The sequence below is a fragment of the Amycolatopsis mongoliensis genome (genome assembly GCF_030285665.1).
GTDB lineage: Bacteria > Actinomycetota > Actinomycetes > Mycobacteriales > Pseudonocardiaceae > Amycolatopsis > Amycolatopsis mongoliensis.
In genome coordinates this window covers 2,065,663-2,091,979 of sequence record NZ_CP127295.1, presented here as the reverse complement: position 1 = coordinate 2,091,979, position 26,317 = coordinate 2,065,663, and the positions used below count along the sequence as shown (strand labels likewise).

Genomic DNA, 26,317 nt, shown 5'->3' with positions numbered 1-26,317 from the left:
GTGTCGGGGAAGTGCCTCTCAGACCGCGTCCCTTCCGCTCCGCCCGCCCCGAACCCGGCATCCTCGAAGAAGAAACCCCCGAAACCCCGATCCCGGAACAGGCCTGGCCGCGCGTGCGGGCCGACGAGCTGGTCACCCTCGTGGCACACGTCTTCGCCGCTCACGGCTTCCCCGAACCGCGCGCCCGCATCGCGGCGGAGGCCCTCTGCCACGGCGACCTGACCGGTTCGCCGGACACCGGCGTCGCCGACCTGACCCGGATCCACCTGCCGATGCTGAAGACCGGGCTCGTCGTGCCGCACGCCGAGCCGCTGATGATCGCCGACCGCGGGGCCGCCGCACTGCTCGACTACCGCCGCGCGCCCGGGCTCTGGGCGGTCGGCGACGCGATGGACCGGGCGGTGACGCGGGCCGGCCGCTTCGGCGTCGGGCTCGTTTCGCTGCGCGGCATCGGGCCGTTCGGCCGGGCCGGGCACCACGCCGCACGGGCCCTGCCGCACGCCATGATCGGGCTGGTGCTCGCCGCGGGCGGCGAACCCGGCCAGCCGGTGAACCCGCTCGGCATGGCCGCGCCCGGGGGTGCGTACCCCGAGTTCGTCTTCGACATGGACAAGCCCGGCGAAGAAGCCGCCGGGCTGACGCTGCTGGTCGAGGTCCTCGCCGGGGTGCTCTCCGGCGTGGCCGACCACGAGCACGACACGGGCCTGCTGGTGCTGGCGATCGCGCCGACGACTTTGCGCAGCGCCGACGGCTTCTACCGCGCGGCGAGCGCGCTCTTCGGCAGCATGCTCGGCTGGGAGGGCGGTGCGCCGATCCGCTACCCCGGCTGGCGCGAGGCCCAGCACCTGGAGCAGTGCCGGGCGCTGGGGGTGCCGCTGTCCGGCCCGGTGCGCCGCGAGCTGGACGCGCTGGCGGCGTCGCTGGGCCTGCCCCCGCTGACCAGCGTGGGTTAGGCAGCGTGGGTCAGGACACCAGGACGACCTTGCCGCGGTCCTCGCCGACCGCCACGACGTCGCCGTCGGTCAGCTGGCGGCCGCGGCGGGTCTCGACCTCGCCGTTGACGGTGACCTCCTCCGCGTCGATCAGGTCCTTCGCGTGGGAGCCGTCTTCGGCGAGGCCGGCCAGCTTGAGGAACTGGCCGAGCCGGATCGGCTCGCCGGTGATCGGTACGTCGACGGGGTCGCTCATACCCCGCATCATGCCGCTCAGGCGCGGGCGGTCGTCTGCCGGTACAGCGCCTGGACGTCCGTGTCGAAGTAGCTCGAGTACGACGTGTCCGGGTCGTCGCCGCCGGACTCGAAGCCGCCGATGACGCCGATGACCGTGCCGAGGTGGGTCTTCGGGTCCGCCGCGGCGACCCACGGGCCGCCGCTGGTGCCCGTGGGGAAGCCCGCGCAGTCCACCTTCAGCTGGTAGGTGTCCTGCCGGCTCGTGGTGTTCTGGCAGACCGCCGGCGTCTCGGAGTCGTCCGGGTAGCCGGTGAGCGTGATGGTCTGCTCGAACTCGGTGCCCGTCGCGAGGGTGTTCGCGCCGACCAGGCTTTCCAGGGGCTTCGTGGCCCCGCTCTGGTGCGCGGTGGCGAAGCCGACGTCGAGGTCCGGGTCCGACGACGTGCTCCAGCCGGGCGCGACGAGCTCGTCGGACACCGTCCAGTAGCCGAACGGCGCGACGCCGTCGTGGTAGCCGGGCGCGAACGTGACGCCGGTGAAGTAGTCGCCGCCCTCGCCGTCGTGGATGCAGTGGGCCGCGGTCAGCAGCACGTCGCCCTGGTCGCTGTGGACGACGCTGGCGGTGCAGTAGTGCGACCCCTCGACGAACAGCGCGCCGACCGCCGGGCTGGACGCCGCGGGCAGGTCGGGGGTCGGCACCGGCGCCGCTTCGACGACCCCGGTGTCCGGAGCGGACGCGTTCGCGGACCGCGGCTCCCGGGCCGCGAAGACCACGAACCCCGCGCCGAGCAGGAGGATCGCGGCGAGGGTCAGCAGGACGGCGGGCCGCCGCACGCGCATCGCCTCCTCGTCGTACTCGCCCCGGTCGGTCGTCCCCATCACCTTAAGGTGCCGCACCGACACGATCGGCACACCCACAGCAAGCTCACAGCCGCTAATATCCGTAACTCGTGGGTAACACCCAGTCGTTCCAGGGAGGGCCGATGAAGCAGTTCGCGGGCAAGGTCGTGGTGGTCACCGGGGCGGGCTCGGGGATCGGGCGGGCGCTGTCGCTCGAGTTCGCCCGGCGCGGGGCACGGGTCGCCCTCTCCGACGTCAACGCCGCGAACGCGGAGGAGACCGCGCAGCTGGCCGGCGACAACGCCCGCGCGTACGTCCTCGACGTCGCCGACCGCGCCGCCGTGCTCGCCCACGCCGACGAGGTCGCGGAGGAGTTCGGCCGCGTCAACGTCATCGTGAACAACGCCGGCGTGGCGCTCGGCGCGACCGTCGAGGAGATGACGTTCGAGGACTACGACTGGCTGATGGGCGTCAACCTCGGCGGAGTCGTGAACGGCACGAAGGCCTTCCTGCCGCACCTGATCGCTTCCGGCGACGGGCACGTCGTGAACATTTCCAGCGTCTTCGGCTTCGTCGGCGTGCCGACGCAGAGCGCGTACAACGCGGCGAAGTTCGCGGTCCGCGGATTCACCGAAGCACTGCGCGAAGAAATGCTGATCGCGCGGCACCCGGTCGCGGTGAGCTGCGTGCACCCCGGCGGGATCAAGACCAACATCGTGCGCAACGCGCGCAGCATCGCCGACGACCGGGAGAAGGCCGCGCAGGGCTTCGAGCGGATCGCGATGACGACGCCGGAGAAGGCGGCACAGACGATCCTGCGCGGTATCGAGCACAAGTGCGCGCGAATCCTCATCGGACCGGACGCCTACGTCATCGACGCCATCCCGCGCGTGCTCGGTTCGGCGTACCAGCGGCCGCTGGCGCTGCTCGCCCGGCTGGGCCTCAAGCAAATGGAAAGCTGAATTACCGGTTGCGGCTTTCGGGTTGCCCATGCGCTGTCGCTTCACTCAATGGAGTTGCGTTTCTGACAGGGCCGTCCGAAATGGTCCAGAATGCGTGGGGTCCGCGAGCCCCGTCCCGGAGGTCCCCGATGCTTCGCACCGCACAGCGCGTTGCGACCCGTCCGTCCGACGACCGCACGGCGGTGGAGCTGCTGGACCGCACCGGCATCGTCGCGGCGAGCCTGCCCCGGCGCCGCCGCACCGACGGCGACGTGGCGGCCGCCGAGCCGATCTACACCCGGCCGCCGGTGTGCGACCAGGACCTGCGCCCGAAGTCCGTGGTGATCCGGCGCCGCGCCCGCGCGTGGCTCGGCAGCGGCGCCGCGGTGCTGCTCGTAGCGGTCGGCTGGCTGGCCGGCGGGACGGTCACCGGGAGCCTGTTCGCCTCGAACCCCGCCGACGTCGCCCAGCTGGACGCGCGCCCGGCCGTCGCCGAGGCGCCGGCGCCCCAGCCGCAGGCCCCGCAGGCGCCGGTGGCCACGCCCGCTCCGACGACCGTGTTCGTGCCGGTGCCCGCCAAGCCGGCCCCGAAACAGGTTCAGGCGCAGGCGAAACCGCAGGCGAAGAAGACCGTGCGGGAAGAGGACGTGGCGCGCGTCGACCTGCCGTCGGCCTCGGCCAAGCCGTCGACCCCCAACCCGGTCCAGTCCTGGGTGAACGTGGCCGAGAGCATGATGCAGCAGTACCAGTACCGCGCGGAGACGACCACCCGCCGCTGACCCGGGTCAGGCGTCGGACCAGCGGTATTCGTGCTCCGGGCGCCCGGTGGCGCCGTAGCGCAGGCGCATCTGGACGGTCCCCGACTCGGCCAGCGCCGTCAGGTACCGCTGCGCGGTCGCCCGCGCCATGCCCAGCTCGCCGGCGACCTCCGCGGCCGACAGCGGACGGCCCGCCCGGCGCAGCTGCTCCGAGACGAGCCGGGACGTCGCCGTCGACTGGCCCTTCGGCGCGGACGTGCGGTCCTGGTCGTGCAGCACCCGGTACGCGCGGTCGACGTCGTCCTGGCCCAGTGCGCGGTCTTCGGCGAGCAGGCCGCGGAAGCGCGCGTACGACGTCAGCCGTTCCGCGAGCTGGCGCGTGGTGAACGGCTTGATCAGGTAGTTCAGCGCGCCGGCCCGGATCGCCGCCGCCACCGACGCGCTGTCGGTCGCCGCGGACAGCACGATCGTGTCCGTCTGCAGCTCCGGGAGCACCGCGAGGCCGGACTCGTCGGGCAGGTAGACGTCGAGCAGGATCAGGTCCGGCGCGAGCTCCCGGACACGGGCGCGCGCCTCGGCCGCGGTGTGGGCCGTGCCGACCACCGCGAAGCCGTCGACCTCCTCGACGAACCCGGCGTGCACCCCGGCGACGCGGAAGTCGTCGTCGACGATGAGCGTGCGGATCATCCGTCCTCCGTCAGCATTCCGGGCAGTTTCGCGACGAACAGGGCACCCGTCTCGCCGTCGCCGGGATCCGCCAGCCAGACGTCGCCGCCGCGGGCGCGGGCCGCCTGCCGGGCGAGCGCCAATCCGAGTCCGTGGCCGGGCGCGATCTTCGTCGAGACGCCTTCGTCGAACAACGACCGCCGCAGGGCTTCGGGCACTCCGGGCCCACTGTCCACAACGGACAGGTGCAGGGTGCCGCCCTCGGCGAGCAGGCTGATCTCGACGGTCGCCGGCCGGCGCGGGCCCATCCGGGCGGCGTGCAGCGCGTTGTCGACGAGGTTGCCGATCACGGTGTTCGCGGCGATCGGGTCGGTCACGGTCGTGGGCACCCAGGTGTCGTCGGCGAGCTTGAGCGTGAGGCCCTTTTCCTGCGCCTGCTCGGTTTTCGCGACGAGCAGGGCCTGCAGGTACGGGTCGGCCACGGCGTCCCCCAGCTCGCTCGGCCGGGCCGACGTGGAATCCGTCAGCGTCTGCAGGTACTCGACGGCCTCGGTGTGGTGGCCGAGCTGGAGCAGCCCGTAGAGCGTGTGCAGCCGGTTCGCGAACTCGTGCCGCTGGGCGCGCAGGCCGTCGGACAGCACGCGGATGCCGTCGAGCTCGCGGGTGAGCGTGTCGAGGTCGGTGCGGTCGCGGAAGGTCAGCACGGTGCCGATCGGCCGGTCGTCCAGCCGCACCGCCCGGCTGTTGATCACCAGCACCCGGTTTCCGGCCACCGCAAGGAGGTTGTCGACCGGGCGCCCTTCGGCGACGGCCTTGTGCAGCCGCGGGGAAAGCTCGAGCTCGGCCATCGCCGCGCCGATCGGGAGCTCGGTGCCGAGCAGGCGTTCGGCTTCGTCGTTGCGCACCGAGACGCGGTTCGCCTCGTCGACGGCGAGGACGCCTTCGCCGATCCCGTGCAGCACCGCCTCGCGTTCGTAGAGCAGCTCGGTGAGTTCGTGCGGTTCGAGGCCGTGCGTGACGCGCCGCAGCCGCCGGTTCAGCAACGCCGACGCGCCCGCGCCGAGCAGCAGCGCGCCGCCGGCGAACAGCAGCGTGATCGTCAGCAGGCGGTTGAAGTCCCCGGTGGGGTCGCCGACCTCGAAGCCGACGCTGACCTCGCCGACGACGCGTTGTCCCTGCCAGATCGGGGTCTTGCTGCGCACGGACAGGCCGAGAGTGCCGCTTTGCACCGCGCTGACCTCGTCGCCGCCGGCGAGCGCGACGTCCGGCGGGGTGCTGACGGGCTTGCCGATCTCGCTCGGCGTCGGGTGCGCCAGCCGGATGCCCTTGTCGTCGGTGATGACGACGAACAGCGCGTCGTTGGCCTTCGTGACGGCGAGAACGCGCTCTTCGAGCGGTCCGCCGGGGATCTTCGCGGCCGCGTCCGCGACGACGACCGGGTCCGCGGCGACGGACTTCGCGATGGCCAGCGCGCGGCGGCCGTACTGGTCGGTGAGGGTGCGGGACAGCAGCACGCTCACCAGCGCGACGCCGATCCCGACGACCAGCACGACGACGCCGATCTGCAGCAGCAGCACCTGCCTGCTGAACCGCATCCGCGGGAAGAGCGCCCACTTTGGCATGGCTGGGAACATACCCCCAGGTCAAGCCCGTGCGCTAAATGAGCAAAACATTCAGAACGCGCAGCGCGCACGCAGAACGTCGACAAGCTTCACGCGGTCGCCACACGTACTTAACGTCCTTCCCCAACGCGTGACCCCCACCACGTGACGAAGGAGTCACCTCCCGATGGTCCCCCCTCTGATCGAACTCACCGGAGCCACCAAACGGTTCCCGAGCGGGTCCGGTTCCGTGCACACGGCCGTCCGCGACCTGTCCATGACCGTCCAGCCCGGCGAGTTCGTCGCCGTCGTCGGCCCCACCGGCTGCGGCAAGTCGACGACGCTCTCGCTGGTCTCCGGGCTGCAGCCGCCGTCCGCCGGCCGGGTGCGGGTGAACGGCGAAGACGTGAAGTCCATCCCGGACGGGGTCGGCTACATGTTCCAGAGCGACGCCGTGATGCCGTGGCGTTCGGTGCTCGACAACGTCGCCTCCGGCCCGCGCTTCCGCGGCGTGCCGAAGGCCGAGGCCCGCGCGCAGGCCGTCGACTGGATCGCCCGCGTCGGGCTCGCCGGGTTCGAGAAGTACTACCCGCACCAGCTCTCCGGCGGCATGCGCAAGCGCGTCGCACTGGCGCAGACCCTGGTCACCAAGCCGAAGATCATGCTGATGGACGAGCCGTTCTCGGCCCTGGACGTCCAGACGCGCGCGTTGATGCAGGACGAGCTGCTGCGCTTGTGGTCCGGCTCCGGCGCGGCCGTCATCTTCGTGACCCACGACCTCGACGAGGCGATCGCCCTGGCGGACAAGGTCGTCGTGCTGACGACGTCGCCGGCCACCGTGAAGGACGTCTTCGAGATCCCGCTGGAGCGGCCGCGGAAGGTCGAGGACCTCCGGCTCACCGAGGAGTTCCGCAAGCTCTACGCGGACATCTGGGAATCGTTGCGCAGTGAGGTCGACAAGGCCCGTGAGAAGGGAGCGGCCAATGTCGCTTGAGACCCCCGCGGCCCCGGCCACTTCGCTGCCGGTGCTGGAAACCGAGCAGGACATCCTCACGAAGGCCAAGCGGGCGACGTCCCGGCGCAAGCGCAACACCTGGCTGCTGCGGCTGGCGCTGGTCGTCGTCTGGCTCGGCAGCTGGGAGCTGACCGCGACCTACTGGATCGACCCGTTCTTCTACTCGAAGCCGTCCCGGATCTGGGAACGGCTGACCGAATGGGTCACCAACGGCACCGACTTCGGCTCCCTCTGGTACCAGCTGTGGGTCACCGTCGAGGAGGCCTTGGTCGGCTTCGCGATCGGCGCCGTGGCCGGCGTGATCCTCGGCGTGATCCTGGGCCGCAGCCAGTACCTGGCCGACGTGCTCGCGCCGTTCATCAAGGCCGCCAACGCGGTGCCGCGCATCGTGCTCGCCTCGCTGTTCGTCATCTGGTTCGGGCTGGGGCTGGCGTCGAAGGTCGCCACCGTCGTCGTGCTGGTGTTCTTCGTGGTGTTCTTCAACGCCTTCACCGGCGCCCGCGAGGTGGACCGCAACCTGATCGACAACGCGCGCATCCTCGGCGCGGGCCGGATGCAGGTGATCAAGGCGATCGTGCTGCCCAGCGCGACGTCGTGGATCCTGTCCTCGCTGCACACCGCGTTCGGCTTCGCGCTGATCGGTGCGGTCGTCGGCGAGTACGCCGGCTCCAAGGCCGGCATCGGCTTCCTCATCTCGAACGCGCAGGGAACCTTCGACTCCGCGGGCATCTACGCCGCGATGATCATCATCACCGTCGTCGCCCTGTTCGCCGAGTGGGGCATCGGGAACCTCGAGAACCGGCTGCTGCGCTGGCGGCCCTCGATGTCCGCCTCAAGCGGCCAGACCGTCATCTGAAAGGGAACGAATCGATGAGGATTCGACGCATCGCCGTCGCGGCCACCGCGCTGACCGCGGTGGCGGCACTGACCACCGCCTGCCAGGACTCCCGCGTCGCCGCGACGGGCGAGGGTGGCAAGCCGAAGGTCACGATCATGGTCGGCGGCCTGGAAAAGGTCATCTACCTGCCCGCCATGCTCACCCAGCAGCTCGGGAACTTCGCCGCGCAGGGCATCGACGTCGAGCTGCAGAGCGAGCAGTCGGGCGCCAACGCCGAGACCGCACTCGTCGCCGGGCAGGTGCAGGGCGTGGTCGGGTTCTACGACCACACGATCGACCTGCAGGCCAAGGACCAGTGCATCAAGAGCGTGGTGCAGCTGGCCAACATCCCGGGTGAGGCCGAGGTCGTCGGCACCGCGCACGTCGACGCGATCAAGAGCTCGGCCGACTTCAAGGGCAAGAAGCTGGGCGTCACGTCGCTCGGGTCGTCCACCGACTTCCTCACGAAGGCGCTGGCGGCCAAGGCGGGCGTCGGAGCCGACCAGTACACGCCGGTGAAGGTCGGCGCCGGGCAGACGTTCATCGCGAGCCTGGACAACGGCGGCATCGACGGCGGCATGACGACCGACCCGACGATCGCGCAGCTGACCAACACGGGCAAGGCGAAGGTGCTGTACGACCTGCGGACGCCCGAGGGCACGAAGGCCGCGCTGGGCGGGCTGTACCCCGCGTCGTCGCTGTACATGAGCTGTGACTTCGTGGACCGGAACAAGGACGCCGTGCAGAAGCTGGCCAACGCGTTCGTGGCGACGCTGAAGTGGATCGACCAGCACAGCCCGGAGGAGATCGCGGCGAAGATGCCGCCGTCCTACAGCGGCGGTGACAAGGCGCTGTACGTCAAGTCCATCAAGGACAGCATCGGGATGTTCAACGGCGACGGAAAGATGGACGCCGCCGGCGCGAAGAACGTGCTCGAAGTGCTTTCGAGCTTTTCGAAGAACGTGCAGCCGCGCAAGGACAAGATCGACCTGTCGAAGACCTACACGACGGAGTTCGTCGACGCGGCCGCGAAGCAGGGCTAGCAGTCCCCGCTCACCTGACCGGGCGGTAGGTGAGCGTCATGACCCGTGAAGGCCTCTTCCCCCGCGGAGGCCTTCACGGGTCTTTTCGTTCAAGCGGGCGCAAATCCGGCAAATTGGTGGGTATTTCCCGGAATGTGAAGACCCTTCGAAAGTAGCTACCTTCTTTTTGATGGGGATCCAACACTTGGGGACACGGTTTTCCCGGTCCCCCTCGGTGAACGGAGTCCCCGCATGTCCAGAATCCTTGCGTCGCGCGCTGCCCGCGTCCTCACGGCGGTTGCCGCTGCCGCCGCCGGCTTGGCTGTTTCGGGCACGGCCCACGCCGCGGTCGAGTACGGCTCCCACTTCCACGGCCACCAGTTCTCGGGTGGCAACTGGGGTGGTTACGTCAGCTTCGGCAGCTTCACCACGGCGACGGCGAGCTGGACCGAGCCGACGGTGACGTGCCGGTCGAGCAACGACCTGTTCGCGCCGTGGGTCGGCATCGACGGCGACGGATCGTCCACAGTGGAGCAGACCGGCGTCGAGACCGACTGCTCCAGCGGGCGTCCGGTGTACTCCGCCTGGTACGAGATGTACCCGGCCGCGCCGGTGTACTACAACGTGTCGGTCAGCGCGGGCGACCACATCACCGCGACGGTCACCCGGACCGCCACCAACACCTACCGGCTCGACCTGTCCGACACGACCAAGGGCTGGACCAAGAGCACCACGAAGTCGCTGACGTCGAAGCACGCGTCGGCGGAGGCGATCATCGAGTCGCCGACCGACTCCTACCCGACGATCTCGGGCGGCATCACGTTCACCGGCGTCAAGTTCAACGGGACGAACCTGGCCTCGACGAGCCCGTCCGCGCTGAACGCCGACGACCGAGGCACGAACACCTGGATCCCGGGCGCGATCGGCTCGGACGGCCAGAGCTTCACGATCTCGCGGCACTGAGTCACTTCAGGTTGTTGATCGCCCAGGCGACCACCATCACCGCGAGCACCAGCGAGACGACGGCCTGCAGCATCATCGTCATCTTCGCCCAGATCCGCAGGGGCATGACGTCGGTGGGGCTGAACGCGGCCGCGTTGGTGAAGGAGAAGTAGAGGTAGTCCAGGTAGGACGGTTCCCAGTCCTGGTGCGCCAGGCCCGGGTCGGCCATCTGCGGGAACTGCAGGTCGGGGAACTCGGCCCGGCCTGCGGCCCGTCGGCCCGGGCCGCCGCGGTCGAACTCCCAGTACCAGAGGGAGAAGGCGACGATGTTCGTCCAGTAGACGATCCCGCCGGTGACCAGCACGGCGCCGGCGTGGTCGCCGATCGTGCCGGCCGCGATGCCGTAGACGAGCGACACGGCGGAGAAGGCGTTCACGGCGGTCACGGCCGCGACGAGCAGCAGCGAGATGGCCCGTTCGACGGCGCTGAACTGCGACATCCGGCCCGGGTTGACCAGCAGCAGCGCGACGACGAGCAACCCGGAGACGGCGGGCAGCAGCCACCGCGGGTGCAGCGCCATGTCGGCGGGCAGGGCGACCTGCAGCACGAGGGTGGCGACGACGACGCCCATCGCGGGCCACCGGGTCTCCCCGGAGGTCCGCCGGCGCCACGCGGGAAGTGCCTGTTCAGTCACCGGCTCACGTTAGGTCGCTCCCGCCCACCCCGCCAGCGCGCCCCCCAGAGCGCCCCAAGGCCACATTGGGTGCGTTGAACGCACCGAAGGCCGCCTTGGGGCGCTGGCGAGTGGTCAACAACGGAGCCGGTACGCACCCAACGCCACATTGGGTGCGTGGGACGCACCGAACGCCACTTTGGGGTGCTGGCGAGTGGTCAACAGCGCGAGCCGGGACGCACCGAACGCCACATTGGGTGCGTGGGACGCACCGAACGCCACTTTGGGGTGCTGGCGAGTGGTCAACAGCGCGAGCCGGGACGCACCGAACGCCACATTGGGTGCGTGGGACGCACCGAACGCCACATTGGGGCGCTGGTCAGCCCGCCGGAGCCGTGGTGACTTCGCCGGGCAACTTGCGCGCCACGTCCGTCCGTGACCGAGCGCCCAGCTTCCGCAGCACCTTCGCCACGTGCTGCTCGACCGTCCGCGGCGACAGGAACAGCCCGTCGGCGATCTCGCGGTTCGTCCTTCCCTCCGCCAGCATCCGCGCGACTTCGCGCTCCCGTGGCGAAAGCTCGCTCCCGTACCCGCGCCGCCCGCGTTGCGAGGGCGCCCAAGCGCCGTGCTCCCGCAGTTGGTGACGGCACCGCCCGGCATCCCGCGTCGCGCCCAGCTGCTCGTACGCCTCGGCCGCCGCCGTCAGTTCCTCGATCGCGTCGCGGTTGCCCGCCGCGAGCCGGCACATCGCCGCCCGCTCCCGCATGGCCGTCGCCGGGTACGGCATCGGCAGTGCCGCGTAGCCCGAGGCCGCTTCGTCGAACAGCGCCGCCGCGGCCAGGTGCTTTCCGCGTGCCTCCAGCAACACCGCCCGGCCGGCCACCAGGGCGGCCGTCGCGACCGGCGCGTCCCGGTCTTCGATGCCGCGGGCGAACGCCTCGACCACGCTGTCCGCCTCGGGCCAGCGCCCCGCCCGCGCGTACGCCTGCGCCGCCGGCGGGACCAGCGCCGCCGCCCAGATCCAGACGCCCTTGCGCCCGGCCGCGGCCACCGCGGTGTCGGCCACCGCGCACGCGCCGTCGACGTCGTCGGTCGCGAGCAGCACCGTGATCAGCACTCCGGCCGCCGAAAGCACCACCGGGATCGGCCCGCGGTCCGGCGCGTGGACGCTCGCCGCGCTCAGGTGCCGCTGCGCGGCGGCGAACTCCCCGCGCACGGCCGCGAGCCCGCCGAGCACCAGCGACGACTCCATGACGATCGGGCCGAGCTCGGGGTAGCTGTCGCGCAGCTGCTCGGCGGCTTCGGCCAGCCCGCTCCAGCGTCCGCGCACCCAGTCCAGCCGGACGCGGGTGCCCTGGATCAGGCCGATCGCGTACAGCGCGCCCGCGTCGGTCGCCCGCCGGACGCCCTCGGTCACCAGCCGGTCCGCCCGGTCGAGGTGCCCGGCCCACGACTGGCCGTCCGCGAGGTTGCACCACAGCCGGGCCAGCTGGACGCGCTCGGCGACCGTGCCCACGGTGTCCGACAGCGCTTCGAACTCCGCCCACGCCGAGCCGTCGCCGACGTGCGACGCGGCCGCGATGCGGTCGGCGGTGAGCGCGAGCCGCAGCTCCGGGTCGTCGAGCCGCTCGTACACCTCGTTCGCCCGGGCGCGCCAGGATTCGTGCCACGACAACGGCGTCAGGCCGTCGATCGGCTGCGCCAGCAGCGTGATCCCGCGCGCGGCGAGGTCGGGCCGGTCGGTCAGCTCGCCGATCGCGCGCTCGACCTCCAGCCGGCCGCGGCCGAGCCCGCCGACGGTCCGGACCTGCAGCATGCCGAGGCTCAGCCGGATCGAGCCGCGCACCGACGGCGGCAGCGCCACCTCTTCGAGGACGCGTTCGAGCGTGCCGATCACGTCGGGCCGGAACCCGCGCAGCGCGACCTGGCTCAGCTTGCCGGCGACGCGCCCGATGTCGGACTGCGCCGGGCCGGGTTCGGCCAGCACGGACTGCAGGAGGTCGATCGCGCGGGACGTCTCGCCGCGGGTGACGGCCTCGTCGGCGGCAGCTTCGGCGTAGTGGCGCCACTGGTCGACGCGGCCGGCGGCGCGGGAGTGCCGGGCCAGCAGCGTGAGCGGTGGCGACGGCTGCGCGGCGAGCACGCGGATCGCCTGCGCGTGCAGCAACGCGCGCTCGGGCCCGCTCACCGTGTCGTAGACCGCCTTGCGTGCCAACGGGTGCCGGAAGCCGTACTTGCTGTCGCCGACCTCGCCGAGCACCCCGCCGGACAACGCCGCGAGCAGCGCGGTGCGGAGGGTGTCGCCGGACAGCCCGGCCAGCTCGCCGAGGACGTCGGCTTCGGCGCCGACGCCGAGCACCGCGGCCGCGCCGGCCAACCGCACCGCCGACCCCGGCAGCGCGGAAAGCCGTTCGGTGACGGCTTCGCGCAGCAGCACCGGGACTTCGAGGTTCTCCAGCATCCGGTCGGAGAGGACTTCGCCGACCGGCAGCCGCTCGGCCGCTTCGCGCAGGGCCCGCAGGGTTTCTTCGACCACGAACGGGATCCCGGCGGTGCACTCGTGCAGCTTCGCCGCGAACTCGTCGGTGACGCGGGGAAGATCGAGGATTTCGACCGCGAGCTTGCGCACGGCGGTGACGTCGAGCGCGCCCAGCGCGACGCGCGCGGAGTGCACGGCCGGGTCGGTCCGGAACGGCGCGCTCCAGGTCACCGCCCCGGCGTCGGTGGCGGACCGGTAGGTGGCGACCACCGCCAGCTCCGGCGGCATCGCGCCGGCGAGGAACCGCAGGAGGTCGCGGGTGTCTTCGTCGGCCCACTGCAGGTCGTCGATCAGCACGAGCGCCGGCCCGCACGCCTGCAGGAGTTCCCGGATCGCGCGGAAGACGCGGTGGCGTTCGGCGACCGGGTCGGCGAGGGGCTCGGGCCGGGGAGGAAGCGCTTCCGCGAGCTCCGGCAGCAACGGCCGCAGCACCCCGGCGACCGGGCTGAGCGGCCCGAGCGGGGCGTCGCCCACCGAGCGCAGCGCTTCCAGGACGGGCCCGTACGGGAACGGTTCCCGCAGCGGCTGGCAGGCGCCGGTGAGCACGCGGCCGCCGGCGAACTCCTTGCGCCGCCCGATCTCGGCGAGCAGCCGGGTCCGGCCCATGCCGGGCTCACCCTCGATCATGACCGCGGCGGGGCGCCTCCGGAGTACGTCGACGATGGCGTCCAGCTCGGTGTCGCGGCCGGTCAGCCGGGCGGGTCCCGACCGGACGGACACCGAGGTGGGGCGGGGAGCCGTCAACCACATAACGACCTCCTCGACGCACACCGGGGGCTGTGCGCGGGAGCCTAAGCAGCGCGCATCCGTCCGTAAACCATTAACCGAATAGGTGGTCGGTACCGCCCTCACACGTCCGCCTACCGGCTGTCACCGGTTTGCCGCGGGATTCGCCGGTCCCGGGTCACCGTGCGTGGGAAACGCCGGCGATTACCGCATTCCGGCTGCGCATAACGCGTTCAGGGGGGTGTGACGGCTACTGAAAGTAGTTCTTGGAAACCCTACTTAAGGACCTGTCCGACCGGGTGACAACCCGCGGGTGGGACCGCTTGGAGCAGGGGATTCGTCCGGGGGGAATGCGTATACCCATTCGCCGGGCGTCCGGATTGCACCGTAACGCCCACTGCGGGGACCCTCACTCGGGGGAGTACCACTGCGTGGCCAGTGCAGAGCCGCGCGTAACCATCTAGGGAGAAGCATGAAGATCGCCAGACTCTTCGGTGCCGCTGCCGCCGTGGTGATGACGACGGGTGCGCTCGTCGCGGTCGCCGTCCCCGCGTCGGGCCAGGACCTGCTGAACCCGGACATCGTGCCCGCCATGCAGCGCGACCTGGGCCTGACCCACGACCAGGTGCTGACGCGGCTGAAGAGCGAAGACGTCGCGAACAAGGTCACCGAGGCCGTCAGCGCGACGCTCGGCGACGCGTTCGGCGGCGCCACCTACAACGCCGCCACGGGCAAGGCGCACATCCAGACGACGGACGCCGCCGCGGTCGGCAGGATCCGGGCCTCCGGGGCCGAGGCGGAGGTCGTGAAGTTCAGCGCCCGCCAGCTCGACTCCACTGTGGACAAGTTCAAGTCCCTCGACAGCTCGGCCCCGTACGCGATCACGGGCTGGGGCGTCGACTCCGCCACCAACCGCGTCACGCTGTCGGTCCTGCAGGGCCAGCGGGCCGCCGCCGACGCGTTCCTCACCCGGTCCGGTGTGGACAAGTCGTCGGTGACGATCCTCGACGCGGCCGCGAAGCCGGCCCTGCACGCCAACATCCGCGGCGGTGACGCCTACTACATCGGTGGCTCGTCGCGCTGCTCGGTCGGCTTCTCGACCACGACCGGCTTCCTCACCGCCGGCCACTGCGGCGCGCTCACCGGCGGCGGCGCGCTGACCGGGTCGAACGGCGCGGCGCTCGGCAGCTGGATCACCTACCGCTTCCCCGGCAGCGACTACGCGGCGGTGCGGACCACCAGCAGCTGGACCCCGGTCGCGCAGATGAACAACGGGACCGCGGTGCGGGGTTCGTCGAACGCGGCGACCGGCACGTCGGTCTGCAAGGCCGGTTCGACCACCGGCTGGACCTGCGGCACCATCGGCGCCAAGAACCAGAGCGTCCGGTACTCCGAGGGCACGGTCAACGGCATGACCGCGACCAACGTCCGCTCGGCGGCCGGTGACTCGGGCGGCGGCTTCATCAGCGGCAACTCGGCGCAGGGCCTGCTGTCCGGTGGCAACACCGCGACGACGTACTTCTTCCCGATCGCCGGCGCGCTGTCCGGCACCGGCACCACCCTCAAGACCAGCTGATCCCGGCAACGCGAAAGGGCGGGTTTCGAGTGCCTCCAGCGCACTCGAAACCCGCCCTTCGTCCTCGCCGCGGGAATGGGAGGTTCAGGGGTCAGACGTTGCTGATCTCCTCGATCAGCCCGTCGACGTCGAAGTGCGCGCTCTCTTCGCCGAGCGGCACCAGCTCGTAGGACGCATCGAGGAACGTCCGGACGTCCTCGACCTCGAGCTCGAACGACGCATAGCCGTCCGGTGACTCGATTTCCAGGGTGAGGAAGTCCTCGTCCTCGGACAGGTCCGGGCGGACCCGGACGTCACCGAGGCCGGCCGGCTCGTCGATGCCGGACACGAGGAGGTCACGCGCGAAGGTCCATTCGATCCACCGGCCGCGCTCGGTCCGGAACGCGACGGTGACCGCGAACGGCTCGTCGGCGTGGTAGGAGAGGCGGGAAAGGACGGGCGTGGTGCTCTCGTTCAGCACCACGAACTGGCTCTGGTGAACGGCGTCGGTGTGCATGGCCCCTCCTGGAGTCCGGTGGCGGTTCGCGCGGCGCGAACTGTTCGGCAAGGAGATGGCCAGGGCCTTGCGGCATGACGGAGGAACTCTCACGTTCACTTGATCGGTTGCATCCGTCCATTGTGGTGTAACGTCCGGCACATACCCCTTGCGTTCAACCCGCGACTGCCGGTGACGGTTCGCGCAGGGCCTGGGGGAGCTTCTTCCGCAGCACGAGCAGTGCCGGGATCGCCGCCGTGCAGGTCAGGGCCAGTACCGACCAGGTCAGCGCGGTGCTCACGCTGAGCAGGACGGCCAGCAGGCCCGGGGCGAGCGCGACGGGCAGGCCCCAGGAGAGCTGGAAGATCGAGCTGGCCCGGCCTTCGGCGCCGGCGGGCGCGGCCGCGGCGGCCGTCGCGGTGCCGGTGGGGCCGAACATCGCCTCCGCGACGGAGAAACCGAGGCTCGTCACGAGGATCAGCCCGGTCGCAATGTGCAGGGGGACCATTTCCAACGGGATCAGCAGGGCGAAGGAAACAGAGAACAGCGTCGCGGCGCCGATCAGCCCCGCGGTCCGGCTGCGCCCGGCGAGCAGGGAGACGATCGGGCGCTGCGCGGTCACGACGACCACGGTGCCGAGCGTGATCGCGGTCCCGGCGATCCACTGTGGACCGTGCAGGAAATCGCGCACGACGATGGGCAGCACGGCGAACTTGCTCGCGCTGGCGAGCGTGAAAGCCGTGTGGGTGACGCAGAACCCGGTGAAGGGCCGATCCCCGAGCACAGTTCGCCAGCTCCCGGACGGCGCGTGCGTGCGGGCTTCGGCCCGCGGCAGCAACCCCATCAGCACCGCTGCCACCCCGAAGCTCGCCGCGTTCACGTACGCGAGCAGGTGGAACGCCCACGGACTCGTGATCGTCGGCAGCACCGCGGTCGCGGCCGCGCCGATCCCCGCGCCGGCGAACCGTCCCACCGTCTGCGTCGCCAGCATGCGGTCCGTTCCGCTGCCCGAGGTGAGCCGGGCCACCATCGGCGCGTTGCACGTCCAGAACAGCCGGTCGCCGAACCCGGCGACCACCGAAACCACGATCACCTGCCAGCTGGTGTGGACCAGTGGGTACGCACAGAAGGCCAGGAGCCGCACGAGGTTCCCGGCGACGAGCAGTGCCCGCGGCCCGAACCGGTCCATGGCGGCCCCGGTCGCCGGGCCGGTGACGAGCGCCAGCAGCGCACCGGTGCTCGGCGACGTCCCCGCGTCGAGCAGGCCCATGTCCTGGCCGTGCACCAGGAACAGCAGCGCGAACGGCACCCACAGCCCGCTGCCGAGAGCGTCGATCAGGGTGGCGACCAGGAAGATCCGCCGGTGTCGAAGCATGGTTCCCCCAAGACGGCCAGCCTACCGACCTTCAGAAGATGCTAGTCTCAACTAGCATGGACGAGTCGACAGCTTGGGCCGAACGGGCCGCGGCCTTCTTCGCCGAGCAGTACGGCATCCCGCCGATCGCCGGCCGCATCCTCGGCTGGCTGATGGTCTGCGACCCGCCCGCGCAGTCGGCGACCGCGATCGCCGAGGCCATCGGCGCGAGCCGGGCGTCGCTCACCTCGAACACGAACCTGCTGACGGCGTCGCGGCTGGTCCGCAAGCAGCGTGTGCCGGGCGACCGCACCACCTACTTCCGCATCGACGACGACGCCTGGCCGCGCGTGGTCCGGGAGCGCATCGCGACGCTCGCCTCGTTCGTCGACATCGCCGACGACGGCTTGGCGCTGTTCGAACCCGGCGACGAGCGCGCCGCCCGGGTCCAAGCCGCGCGGGACACCTTCGCGTGGTTGGCCGAGGCTCTGGAGGGACCGCGATGAAGGCAGTGGTGGCAGGCGCCGGCATCGGCGGCGTCACGGCGGCGCTCGCCCTGATCCGGGCGGGCTGGGACGTCGAGGTGCTCGAACGCGCTCCCGAGCTCGGCGAGGTCGGCGCCGGGCTGTCGATCGCGCCGAACGCCCTGCGTGCGCTCGACTCGCTGGGCATCGGGGAGAAGGTGCGGGCCGCGGCGACGCCGTCCCAGGCGGCCTACAACCTGTGCGTGCCCTCGGGGGAGCGGCTGCGGCGCTTCGACCCCGCGCACGACACGCCGTTGTCGTGCTTCCACCGCGCGGACCTGCACCGCCTGCTCGCCGCCGAGCTGCCGGACGGGGTGGTCCGGACCGGCTGCGCGGTGCATTCGGTGACCGAGGACGGCGAAGTCGTCCACGACGCCGGTCGGGTGACAGCCGATTTGGTGGTGGGTGCGGACGGCATCCACAGCGCGGTCCGGGAAGCGCTGTGGCCCGGCATCACGCCCCGGTTCCGCTGCACGGTCTGGCGTGGGGTCACCGAACCCGGTGTCGAGGAGGCCGGCACGTTCACCTTCGGCCGCGGCGCGTACTTCCTGGCCCACCCGATCGGCGGCGAGCGGGTGTACTGGGCGCTCGCGGTGCACGAACGCCGTCCGGGCGTCCGCTACGCCGACGACCTGGCCGAGGTCCGGCGCCGGGTGCGCGGCTGGCACGTCGAGCCGCTCCTCGACGCGACGCCGAAGGTGCTGCACAACGACGTCACGGACCTGCCGCCGCTCCCGGCCTACGTCCGCGGCCGGGTGGCGCTGCTCGGCGACGCCGCGCACGCGATGGCGCCCGACCTGGGCCAGGGCGCGTGCCAGGCGATCGAGGACGCGGTGACGCTCGCGGCGGTCGGCCTCGAGGGCTACGACCGGGCGCGGCTCGCCCGGACCCGCGGCATCGCGCGGATGGCCCGCCGGAAGGGCGCGATGGCCCTGACGACGTCACGGCTCGGGTATGCGCTCAACCGCCTGGGCATGCGCGCGCCCGCGGCGGTGATCCGGAAGCAGACGGAGAAGCTGTGGTCCTGGACCCCGCCTACGGCCCGAGCGGCAGGGTGAGCCCGACCTTCACCCGGTCCATGGCGACGCTCGTCGTGAAGTGCCGGACGTTCGGGTTGTCGAAGAACATCCGCCGGGTGAACGCCTCGAAGCCCGCCATGTCCGGGCACGTCACGACCAGCACGAAGTCCGCGTTGCCGGTGACGTAGTAGCACTGCTGGACGCAGTCGTCGGCGAGGATCTGGCGGCGGAACGCGTCCAGGACCGCCAGGTTCTCCCGCTCCATCTCGACCATGACCACGAACGTCATGCTCAGTCCGAGCGCCTCCGGGGAGAGCACCGCGACCTCGCGCTCGATGACCCCCGCTTCGCGCAGCCGCTTGATCCGCCGTTGCACCGCCGCGGCCGAGAGGCCGACCTTCGCGCCGATCGTCTCGGCGATGGTGCGGGCGTCCTCCTGGAGGCAGGCGAGGATGGCGGTGTCCAGCTGGTCGAGGTCGGGAGTCTGCACTCCAGCAGGCTAGCCGGGACCCCCGACGATTCGCCCGGCGTTCGCTGCGCGCTCACTCTTGCGTGACGTCGCTCACTACTCCGTCCGCCGGGAAAGTGAAACAACTTTTTCCGTGACCTGGAACACAACTCGCCGGTCTACCAGGGGGTAGCCCATACAAGTGGAAGACCAGCCGGTCTGCCCGCCAACCCGCCGGCGTGGGGAGGCTTTCCCGTGCCCGCACCTGCCGCCGTGCTGACCGGAATCGGTTCGTGGCTGCCGACGACAGTCCTGGGAAACCACGAGATCGCCGCCCGGCTCGACACCTCGGACGAGTGGATCCGGACCCGCACCGGCATCCGCGAGCGCCGCGTCGCGGGGCCCGACGAGTCCACTGTGGACCTCGCGGTCGGGGCGGGCCGCGAAGCCCTGGCGGGCGGCTCCGCCGACGTCGTCGTGCTCGCCACGTCGACCCCCGACCAGCCCTGCCCGGCCAGCGCGCCGCAGGTCGCCGCCCGGCTCGGGCTGGGCACCGCCGCGGCCTTCGACGTCAACGCCGTCTGCAGCGGGTTCGTCTACGCGCTGGCCACGGGCGCCGGGTTCATCGCGGGCGGCCTGGCCGAGCGCGTGCTCGTGATCGGCGCCGACACCTTCACCACGCTCATCGACCCCGAAGACCGCACGACCGTCCCGATCTTCGGCGACGGTGCGGGCGCGGTCCTGCTGCGAGCGGGCGAGCCCGACGAACCCGGCGCGTTCGGGCCGTTCGACCTGCACAGCGAGGGCGAGCTCGCCGACCTGCTGTGGGTCGAAGCCGGCGGCGCGCGGCGGCGGCTGTCCGACCAGCCGAGCGACCGCTTCCTCGCGATGCAGGGCACCGCGGTGTTCCGGCACGCCTGCGCGCGGATGGCGGAGTCGTCGCGGACCGTGCTGGAGCGCGCGGGCTGGATGGTCGGCGACGTCGACCGCTTCGTCGGGCACCAGGCGAACATCCGGATCCTCCAGGCGACGGCGAAGCAGCTCGGCATGCCGGCCGACGCCGTCGTCGCCAACATCGACCGCGTCGGCAACACCAGTGCCGCGTCCATCCCGCTCGCCCTGGCCGACGCCCGGGCCGACGGCACCCTCGTCGCCGGGCACCGCGTGCTGCTCAGCGCGTTCGGTGCGGGCCTGACCTGGGGCTCGACGGTGCTGCGCTGGCCGGAGCTGGGTCAGCTGTCCTGAGGTTCCGGGCCGGCTGTCCAGGTCGGCGTCGGCTCCTGGCGACCGCGCAGCTCCACCTCGCCGTGCTTCTCCCAGTACGCGCCTTCGCTCGGCAGCGCGGCCGAGACGACGGCGTCGCTGGCGAGGATCCGTGACGGCACCGTCTTGGCCAGCTCGGTCAGCCGCGCGGCCTCGTTGACGGCGTCGCCGATCACGGTGTACTCGAGCCGGCTGCTGGTGCCGAGCTGCCCGGCGAACACCGGGCCGCTCGAGACGCCGATGCCGAGGTCGAGCTCGCCGTTCGCGCACACCGTGTCCCGGATCGCGCGGGCGGCGGCCAGCGCGGCCGTCGGCGCGTCCGCGAGCCGCGTCGGGGCGCCGAAGATGCACAACGCGGCGTCGCCCTGGAACTTGTTGACCAGCCCGCCGCGCGCGCCGACCGCGGAGACGACCGCGGCGAACAGCCGGTTCAGCTTCTCGACGAGCTCCTCCGGCGGCGTGTGGTAGGCGAGTGCGGTCGAGTCGACGACGTCGACGAACAACGCCGTGACCTCGCGGACGTCGCCGGAGAGCGACGCGCCGTACTCCAGCGCGTGCCGGGCGACGTCGGCGCCGACGTGCCTGCCGAAGAGGTCCCGCATCCGTGCCTGCTCGCGCAGGCCCGCGGCCAGCTGGTTGATCGACGTCTGGAGCAGGCCGATCTCGCTGGAGTCGTCGACGTCGACCGTGACGTCGTTGTCGCCGCGCGCGATCCGGTCGAGAGCGACGCGCAGCCGGTGCAGCGGCGCCGCGACGGCCCTGGCCAGCAGGGCGGTGCCGATCGCGCCGACACCGAGCCCGATCACCGACAGCATGATCAGGCTGGCGGTGTGGTTGCCCGAACCGAGGTCCGGCGGCGTGGCGACGAGCAGGACGCCGACGAACGGGACGCCGCTGGCCAGCGCCCAGGTGACGACGAGCCGGGTGAGCACGGTGACCGGCAGCGACCCGCGCGGCGGGAGGATCTCCAGCGCGATCGTCATCACCGGCCGCGCCACCCACTCGGCGGCGAGGTAGGTGAGGCCCACGGTGGTGAGGCCACCGAGCCCGATCACCGTCGCCATGCCGACCGCGTCTTCGCCCGAGCCGAGCACGCCGGCCAGCACGCTCAGGACCGCGGTGCCGATCAGCCAGAGCGTCCCGCTGACCACGGCCATGTCGACGGGCAGCCGCAGCGCGCGTTTCGCTTCGCTTTCCGACGGCGGGCGGCCGAGCACGAACCAGATCGCGGTGCGGCGCTGCAGCCACGCCGTCCACAGTGTCCCGACGAGCAGCGAGGCGGCGACGATCCCGGCGGCGGTCAGCCCGAGGATCCACCCGCGGTCCCCGACGTCACCCGGCAGGCCCTGCAGCAGCAGGAGCAGCGCGACGACCCCGGAGCCGGCGACGCTGGAGCCGAGGCCGAGCCCGGCGAAGCCCAGGCTCGTGCGCAACACCACCCGGAAGTTGCCTGCGGCGATCTTGCGCACGGCGTTGATCGTACGGCCGAAAATGCGTGGCCACCGCCGGTGGCCGCTGGTTACCGTGCGGATCATGGAGCCACTCGGCCAGGAGGAGATCCGGGCCTCGTTCGTCAACTGCACCCGCGGCGAGGCCAAGGGCGTGACACTGCCCGCCCGGCCCGGAGAAATCCCGTGGGAGCGGCGGGAGTTCCTCGGCTGGCGCGACCCGAAGGCGCCGGGGCGCGCCTACCTCGTGCTGCCGTACGCCGGTGAGGTGGTCGGGCTCGCGCTGCGGGCCGCGCCGGCCCCGAAGTCCCGCCTGCGCAGCAACATCTGCGGCTTCTGCACCACCACCCACGGGCTCGCCGACATCACGCTGTTCTCGGGCAAGCGCGCCGGGAAGCCCGGCCGGGACGGCAACACCCTGGGCATCTACGCCTGCGGGAACCTGGCCTGCTGCCAGTACGTCCGCGGCGAGCTGAAGTCCGACGTGCCCCAGCCGCACGAGACGCTCACCTTGGCCGAACGCCTCGCGCGGATGGAGGAGAAGCTGCACAAGTTCGTGGCGCGGGTGCTGGAGTCGCGCTAGAAGCGGTACCGCACGATGTTCGCCATCCGGGCCAGCGCCGGGAAGTACTTGAGCATCCGCAGCTGGAACCGCGTGAACGGCCGCAGCCGCGCCATGACGTCCGGAGTGGACCAGTGCGAGGCGTCCAAAGAGGACATCAGGTCGAGGCCGTAGCGCTCCAGCTCGTGCGGGTCGTCGATGCCCCAGCGCAGCGTCGCCTTCGCGCGCCGGACCGGGGTGTTGAGCTTCTGGGCCTTGATGCCCAGCTTGCTGAAGACGTCGCAGATCAGTTCGCCCGACGGGAACTTCGCGACCAGCCGGCGGATGAGCTCGGTGCCGTCCTCCGGGGTCAGGTACATGGTCAGGCCTTCGGCGACGATCAGCGCCGGGCGGTCCGAGGGCACCTGGTCGAGCCATCCGAAGTCGGTCACCGACGTGCCGATGTTCGTGTGGTTCGGCGCGGGTGCGTAGAGCTTCTCGCGCAGCTCGACGACCTCGGGGTAGTCGACGTCGTACCAGTGGACGGTCTCCGGCGGCGCGAGGCGCTGGAAGCGCGTGTCCATGCCGCAGCCGAGGTGCAGCACGAGGGCGTCGGGGTGCTGCCGCAGGTAGTCGGCCGCCCACTCGTCGATCGGCTTCGCGCGCAGGACGACGCTCACGGCGCTGTCGCGGGTGATCCCCAGCTTGGCGAAGTCGTAGTCGATCTGCCGGACGGCTTCGTCGGCGGCGTGGTCGCCGAGCACCGGGTCGGCTTCGCGGCTGTCGAGCGCGCGGCCGTACAGGGTGGCCAGCATGGTGGCCTTTTCTTCGGTGAAGTGCACCTTCTCCATCACGACCCCCAAAAGTTTCACAATGTTGTGAAAAGTCTAGCGCTCTTCGGGGTGCGCGGCGAAGTCGTGCGCGTAGGTCTTGGCGTCGACCAGGTGCTTGAGGGTCAGCTCGCGGGCCGCGGCCGGGTCGGACCGGCGGATGGCGTCGAGGATGGCGCGGTGGTCGTCGACGGCCTTGCGGATCTGGCCGGGCAGCCGCAGCGCCGCCCGCCGTTCCTCGCCGACCAGGGCGAGCACGGACCGCAGCAGCCCGGCGACGTCGTCGTTGCCGGCGTTCTGCGCGATCACCCGGTGGAACTCGGCGTCGGCGGCGATGACGTGCAGCATGTCGCCGTCCTCCGCGGCCTGCGCCATCTCGGCGACGTTGTCCTCGAGCCGGCTGACGGTCTTCGCGGTCGCCTGCCGCGCGAGCCGTTCGGCGAGGGTCGGTTCGACGGTCGCGCGCAGGTCGAAGAGCTTCTCGACGAGCTGGTCGTGCTCGGTGAACCAGGTGCGCAGGGGCTGTTCCTGCTGCTCGCGGACGTAGGTGCCGGAGCCGGCGCGGATCCGGACGTAGCCGATGGAGTCGAGCACGCGCAGCGCCTGCCGCAGCGAGCCGCGGCTGATGCCGAGGTCCTCGCACAGGACGCGTTCGGCGGGCAGCCGGGAGCCCGGCGGCAGCTTCCCGGAGTCGATCAGCGACCGCAGCCGGTCGACGGTCGTGCTCCAGACCTGCTCGGTGTCCACCCGGCCATCCTGTCAGCTCCGGAAAGTGTCGGTGGTGACTGTCATGATCACGCCATGACCGCACGGTTCAAGGACCTCGCGCTCGACGCGACCGACCACCAGGCACTGGCGGACTGGTGGTGCCGGGCGATGGGCTACGTCCGCCGCGACTCGCTGACCGGTGGCGAACGCCCGGACGACTGGCCCGTCCCGATCGTGGACCCGGCCGGGGAGGGGCCGCTGATCTGGGTCAACCCGGTCCCGGAGGAGAAGACGGTGAAGAACCGCATGCACCTGGACGTCTTCGGCGATCCGGCGGAGCTGGCGGAACTGGGCGCGACGCTGATCCACCCCCGCGGCGGCGACCTCGAATGGGAGGTGATGGCCGACCCGGAAGGCAACGAGTTCTGCGTCTTCACGCCGTGGTGACTGTCTCGCCTGCCACATCTGGGCCCGTCCGCTTCGCGGCCTTGCGCCGAGATGCTTAGGCTCCGCACGTGAGTGCTTCATGACGTGGTGGCACGCGGTGGTCATCGTGGTCGCCGGGATCTGGGCGGGGACCATCAACGCCGTGGTCGGGTCGGGGACCCTCGTGACCTTCCCCGTCCTGGTCGCGCTGGGCTACCCACCGGTGACGGCGACGACGTCCAACGCCATCGGCCTCGCGCCGGGGACCCTCAGCGGCGCCTGGGGCTACCGGCACGAGCTCGGCGGCTACTGGCCGCAGGTCGCGAAGTTCGCCGTCGCGTCGTTCCTCGGCGCCATCGGGGGCACCGTCCTGCTGCTGTCGCTGCCGAAGGACGCCTTCGAGGCCGTCGTCCCCGTGCTCGTCGGCCTGGCCGTGATCCTCGTGATCGTGCAGCCGAAGGTGTCGAGGTGGGTCGCCGACCGCCGCGAACGGAACGGCACCGAGCACAAGCCCGGCCCGCTGCTGATGTTCTTCATCTTCCTCATCGGCATCTACGGCGGGTACTTCACCGCCGCGCAGGGCGTGATGCTGATGGCCGTCATGGGGATGCTGCTGTCCGAACCGCTGCAGAAGCTCAACGGCGTCAAGAACGTCCTCGCCGCCGTGGTCAACGTCGTCGCCGGGGTGATCTACGCGTTCGTCGCGCCGATCAGCTGGCCCGTGGTGCTGTGGCTGGCCGTCGGGTCGACCGCCGGCGGCTTCCTCGGCGCGAAGATCGGCCGGAAGCTGCCGCCGGCGGTGCTGCGCGGCGTGATCGTCGTGATCGGCGTCGCCGCCGTGATCCAGCTGGCGATCAAGCAGTTCAGCGGCTGAAGTCGCGCGCCGCGGCCAGGAAGAGGTCGTTCTCCTCGCGGGTCCCGATGGTCACGCGCACGCCGTCGCCGGCGAACGGGCGCACCACCAGCTTGCGGTCCAGCGCGTGCTCGGCGAACGGCACCGCCTGGTCACCCAGCGGCAGCCAGACGAAGTTCGCCTGCGTCTCCGGCACCTGGTAGCCGGCCGCGATCAGCTCGTCGCGCACCCGGCCGCGCTCGGCGACGATCTCCTGGCAGCGCTCGAGCAGCTCGTCGGCCGCGTCGAGCGACGCCAGCGCCGCGACCTGGGCCAGCATGTTCACCGAGAAGGCGACGTAGACCTGGCGCAGCGCGTCGGCGATCGGCTCCGGCGCGACGGCGTAACCCACCCGAAGGCCGGCGAGGCCGTACGCCTTGGAGAACGTGCGCAGCACCATGACGTTCGAGCGCGTCCGCGTGTACTCGACGCCGTCGGGCACCTCGGGGTCGGTGACGAACTCCTTGTACGCCTCGTCCAGCACCACCAGCACGTGCTCCGGGACCGCGTCGAGGAACCGCTCCAGCTCCGCGCGCCGCACCGCCGTGCCGGTCGGGTTGTTGGGGTTGCAGACGAAGACCACGCGCGTGCGGTCGGTGATCGCCGCGAGCATCGCGTCGAGGTCGAGCTCCTGGCCCTCGGTGATCGGGACCAGCACCGGCTTCGCGTGGGCCACCTGCGTGACGATCGGGTACGCCTCGAACGACCGCCAGCCGAAGAGCACCTCGTCGCCCGGGGCGCACGCCGCCTGGATCGTCTGCTGGCACAGGGACACCGAGCCGCAGCCGATGGCGACGCGCTCGACCGGCACGTCCAGCTCGCGCGCCAGCCGCTCGCGCAGGGCCTGCGAGCCGGTGTCCGGGTAGCGGTTGATGCCCGCCGCGGCCTCGGCGATCGCCCGCGCGACGCTCGGCAGCGCGCCGCCGGGCACCTCGTTGCTCGCCAGCTTGATCGCACCTTCGATCGTCCGGCCGGGGATGTATTTCGGCAACGATTCGAGATCGGCACGTGGGGACACGGACGACATCTTCGGCGCTCCTCGGA

Annotated in this window: 27 protein-coding genes; 14 read left to right on the top strand and 13 right to left on the bottom strand. The window is 71.5% G+C overall.

Annotated elements, in window-relative coordinates:
* The first annotated feature begins 11 nt into the window (after positions 1 to 11).
* Entirely contained in the window at positions 12 to 953 is a 942-nt protein-coding gene (locus QRX60_RS10095; protein WP_286000502.1) for an Ldh family oxidoreductase, read from the top strand.
* Between the two features lie 10 nt (positions 954 to 963).
* Here the strand turns inward: QRX60_RS10095 and QRX60_RS10090 are convergent, their stop codons facing one another.
* Positions 964 to 1,188, bottom strand: a complete 225-nt coding sequence (locus QRX60_RS10090) for an RNA-binding S4 domain-containing protein (RefSeq protein ID WP_286000501.1) — start codon at positions 1,186 to 1,188, stop codon at positions 964 to 966.
* 17 nt (positions 1,189 to 1,205) lie between these two features.
* The gene (locus QRX60_RS10085) at positions 1,206 to 2,009 is read right to left on the bottom strand and encodes a trypsin-like serine peptidase (RefSeq protein WP_286003548.1); all 804 of its coding nucleotides are present in this window, start codon (positions 2,007 to 2,009) and stop codon (positions 1,206 to 1,208) included.
* 143 nt (positions 2,010 to 2,152) lie between these two features.
* Here QRX60_RS10085 and QRX60_RS10080 point away from each other — a divergent pair, with 143 nt between their 5' ends.
* Positions 2,153 to 2,971, top strand: coding sequence for an SDR family oxidoreductase (locus QRX60_RS10080; RefSeq protein WP_286000500.1), 819 nt, complete (start codon positions 2,153 to 2,155; stop codon positions 2,969 to 2,971).
* A gap of 128 nt (positions 2,972 to 3,099) precedes the next feature.
* Positions 3,100 to 3,729 carry a hypothetical protein gene (locus QRX60_RS10075; RefSeq protein ID WP_286000499.1) on the top strand — a complete coding sequence of 210 codons (630 nt, stop codon included), beginning with the start codon at positions 3,100 to 3,102 and terminating at the stop codon, positions 3,727 to 3,729.
* A gap of 6 nt (positions 3,730 to 3,735) precedes the next feature.
* Here QRX60_RS10075 and QRX60_RS10070 read toward each other — a convergent pair whose 3' ends face one another.
* Both QRX60_RS10070 and QRX60_RS10065 read right to left on the bottom strand, forming a co-directional pair.
* Complete coding sequence (locus tag QRX60_RS10070) at positions 3,736 to 4,395, bottom strand: response regulator (protein WP_286000498.1); 660 nt, start codon at positions 4,393 to 4,395, stop codon at positions 3,736 to 3,738.
* Positions 4,392 to 5,969, bottom strand: coding sequence for a sensor histidine kinase (locus tag QRX60_RS10065; RefSeq protein WP_286003547.1), 1,578 nt, complete (start codon positions 5,967 to 5,969; stop codon positions 4,392 to 4,394). The genes QRX60_RS10070 and QRX60_RS10065 overlap by 4 nt, the downstream gene beginning before the upstream one ends.
* A gap of 193 nt (positions 5,970 to 6,162) precedes the next feature.
* Here QRX60_RS10065 and QRX60_RS10060 point away from each other — a divergent pair, with 193 nt between their 5' ends.
* The 4 genes from QRX60_RS10060 (at position 6,163) to QRX60_RS10045 (ending at position 9,852) form a co-directional block, all read left to right on the top strand.
* Positions 6,163 to 6,969 (top strand): ABC transporter ATP-binding protein, encoded by an 807-nt coding sequence (locus tag QRX60_RS10060; protein WP_286000497.1) that lies wholly within the window; start codon positions 6,163 to 6,165, stop codon positions 6,967 to 6,969.
* Entirely contained in the window at positions 6,959 to 7,846 is an 888-nt protein-coding gene (locus QRX60_RS10055) for an ABC transporter permease (protein ID WP_286000496.1), read from the top strand. The genes QRX60_RS10060 and QRX60_RS10055 overlap by 11 nt, the downstream gene beginning before the upstream one ends.
* Before the next feature lie 14 nt (positions 7,847 to 7,860).
* Positions 7,861 to 8,910, top strand: a complete 1,050-nt coding sequence (locus tag QRX60_RS10050; protein WP_286000495.1) for an ABC transporter substrate-binding protein — start codon at positions 7,861 to 7,863, stop codon at positions 8,908 to 8,910.
* 231 nt (positions 8,911 to 9,141) lie between these two features.
* Complete coding sequence (locus tag QRX60_RS10045) at positions 9,142 to 9,852, top strand: G1 family glutamic endopeptidase (RefSeq protein ID WP_286000494.1); 711 nt, start codon at positions 9,142 to 9,144, stop codon at positions 9,850 to 9,852.
* Position 9,853: 1 nt separating this feature from the next.
* Here the strand turns inward: QRX60_RS10045 and QRX60_RS10040 are convergent, their stop codons facing one another.
* Together QRX60_RS10040 and QRX60_RS10035 are read right to left on the bottom strand one after the other, a co-directional pair.
* Entirely contained in the window at positions 9,854 to 10,462 is a 609-nt protein-coding gene (locus QRX60_RS10040) for a hypothetical protein (RefSeq protein ID WP_286003546.1), read from the bottom strand.
* A 421-nt stretch (positions 10,463 to 10,883) separates the two neighbouring features.
* Positions 10,884 to 13,793, bottom strand: a complete 2,910-nt coding sequence (locus QRX60_RS10035) for an ATP-binding protein (protein WP_286000493.1) — start codon at positions 13,791 to 13,793, stop codon at positions 10,884 to 10,886.
* Positions 13,794 to 14,241: 448 nt separating this feature from the next.
* On the opposite strand from QRX60_RS10035, the gene QRX60_RS10030 reads away from it, so the two are divergent.
* A complete protein-coding gene (locus tag QRX60_RS10030; protein ID WP_286000492.1) occupies positions 14,242 to 15,345 on the top strand; it encodes a S1 family peptidase in 1,104 nt (367 codons plus the stop codon).
* 91 nt (positions 15,346 to 15,436) lie between these two features.
* Here the strand turns inward: QRX60_RS10030 and QRX60_RS10025 are convergent, their stop codons facing one another.
* A complete protein-coding gene (locus QRX60_RS10025) occupies positions 15,437 to 15,841 on the bottom strand; it encodes an SsgA family sporulation/cell division regulator (protein ID WP_286000491.1) in 405 nt (134 codons plus the stop codon).
* Between the two features lie 154 nt (positions 15,842 to 15,995).
* Complete coding sequence (locus QRX60_RS10020) at positions 15,996 to 17,195, bottom strand: MFS transporter (RefSeq protein ID WP_286000490.1); 1,200 nt, start codon at positions 17,193 to 17,195, stop codon at positions 15,996 to 15,998.
* Positions 17,196 to 17,251: 56 nt separating this feature from the next.
* On the opposite strand from QRX60_RS10020, the gene QRX60_RS10015 reads away from it, so the two are divergent.
* Together QRX60_RS10015 and QRX60_RS10010 are read left to right on the top strand one after the other, a co-directional pair.
* On the top strand, positions 17,252 to 17,680 hold the full coding sequence (locus tag QRX60_RS10015; protein ID WP_286000489.1) for a GbsR/MarR family transcriptional regulator: 429 nt from the start codon (positions 17,252 to 17,254) through the stop codon (positions 17,678 to 17,680).
* Positions 17,677 to 18,756, top strand: coding sequence for an FAD-dependent monooxygenase (locus tag QRX60_RS10010; RefSeq protein ID WP_286000488.1), 1,080 nt, complete (start codon positions 17,677 to 17,679; stop codon positions 18,754 to 18,756). The genes QRX60_RS10015 and QRX60_RS10010 overlap by 4 nt, the downstream gene beginning before the upstream one ends.
* On the opposite strand, the gene QRX60_RS10005 is transcribed toward QRX60_RS10010, so the two are convergent.
* Entirely contained in the window at positions 18,734 to 19,207 is a 474-nt protein-coding gene (locus QRX60_RS10005) for an Lrp/AsnC family transcriptional regulator (RefSeq protein ID WP_286000487.1), read from the bottom strand. The genes QRX60_RS10010 and QRX60_RS10005 overlap by 23 nt on opposite strands.
* A 213-nt stretch (positions 19,208 to 19,420) precedes the next feature.
* Between QRX60_RS10005 and QRX60_RS10000 the strand changes: the two genes are divergently transcribed.
* The gene (locus QRX60_RS10000) at positions 19,421 to 20,410 is read left to right on the top strand and encodes a beta-ketoacyl-ACP synthase III (RefSeq protein WP_286000486.1); all 990 of its coding nucleotides are present in this window, start codon (positions 19,421 to 19,423) and stop codon (positions 20,408 to 20,410) included.
* Here QRX60_RS10000 and QRX60_RS09995 read toward each other — a convergent pair.
* Positions 20,398 to 21,897: an adenylate/guanylate cyclase domain-containing protein gene (locus tag QRX60_RS09995; protein WP_286000485.1), complete on the bottom strand. Its 1,500-nt coding sequence runs from the start codon at positions 21,895 to 21,897 to the stop codon at positions 20,398 to 20,400. The two genes, QRX60_RS10000 and QRX60_RS09995, sit on opposite strands and share 13 nt — an antisense overlap.
* 64 nt (positions 21,898 to 21,961) lie before the next feature.
* Between QRX60_RS09995 and QRX60_RS09990 the strand changes: the two genes are divergently transcribed.
* Positions 21,962 to 22,459 carry an FBP domain-containing protein gene (locus tag QRX60_RS09990; protein ID WP_286000484.1) on the top strand — a complete coding sequence of 166 codons (498 nt, stop codon included), beginning with the start codon at positions 21,962 to 21,964 and terminating at the stop codon, positions 22,457 to 22,459.
* Here the strand turns inward: QRX60_RS09990 and QRX60_RS09985 are convergent.
* The gene (locus tag QRX60_RS09985) at positions 22,456 to 23,268 is read right to left on the bottom strand and encodes a class I SAM-dependent methyltransferase (protein WP_286003545.1); all 813 of its coding nucleotides are present in this window, start codon (positions 23,266 to 23,268) and stop codon (positions 22,456 to 22,458) included. The genes QRX60_RS09990 and QRX60_RS09985 overlap by 4 nt on opposite strands.
* Before the next feature lie 36 nt (positions 23,269 to 23,304).
* Positions 23,305 to 23,994, bottom strand: coding sequence for a FadR/GntR family transcriptional regulator (locus QRX60_RS09980; protein WP_286000483.1), 690 nt, complete (start codon positions 23,992 to 23,994; stop codon positions 23,305 to 23,307).
* A gap of 54 nt (positions 23,995 to 24,048) precedes the next feature.
* On the opposite strand from QRX60_RS09980, the gene QRX60_RS09975 reads away from it, so the two are divergent.
* Positions 24,049 to 24,402: a VOC family protein gene (locus QRX60_RS09975; protein WP_286000482.1), complete on the top strand. Its 354-nt coding sequence runs from the start codon at positions 24,049 to 24,051 to the stop codon at positions 24,400 to 24,402.
* Positions 24,403 to 24,481: 79 nt separating this feature from the next.
* Positions 24,482 to 25,255, top strand: a complete 774-nt coding sequence (locus QRX60_RS09970; RefSeq protein ID WP_286000481.1) for a sulfite exporter TauE/SafE family protein — start codon at positions 24,482 to 24,484, stop codon at positions 25,253 to 25,255.
* Here QRX60_RS09970 and hisC read toward each other — a convergent pair.
* On the bottom strand, positions 25,245 to 26,300 hold the full coding sequence (hisC, locus tag QRX60_RS09965) for a histidinol-phosphate transaminase (protein ID WP_286000480.1): 1,056 nt from the start codon (positions 26,298 to 26,300) through the stop codon (positions 25,245 to 25,247). The two genes, QRX60_RS09970 and hisC, sit on opposite strands and share 11 nt — an antisense overlap.
* Positions 26,301 to 26,317 lie beyond the last annotated feature (17 nt).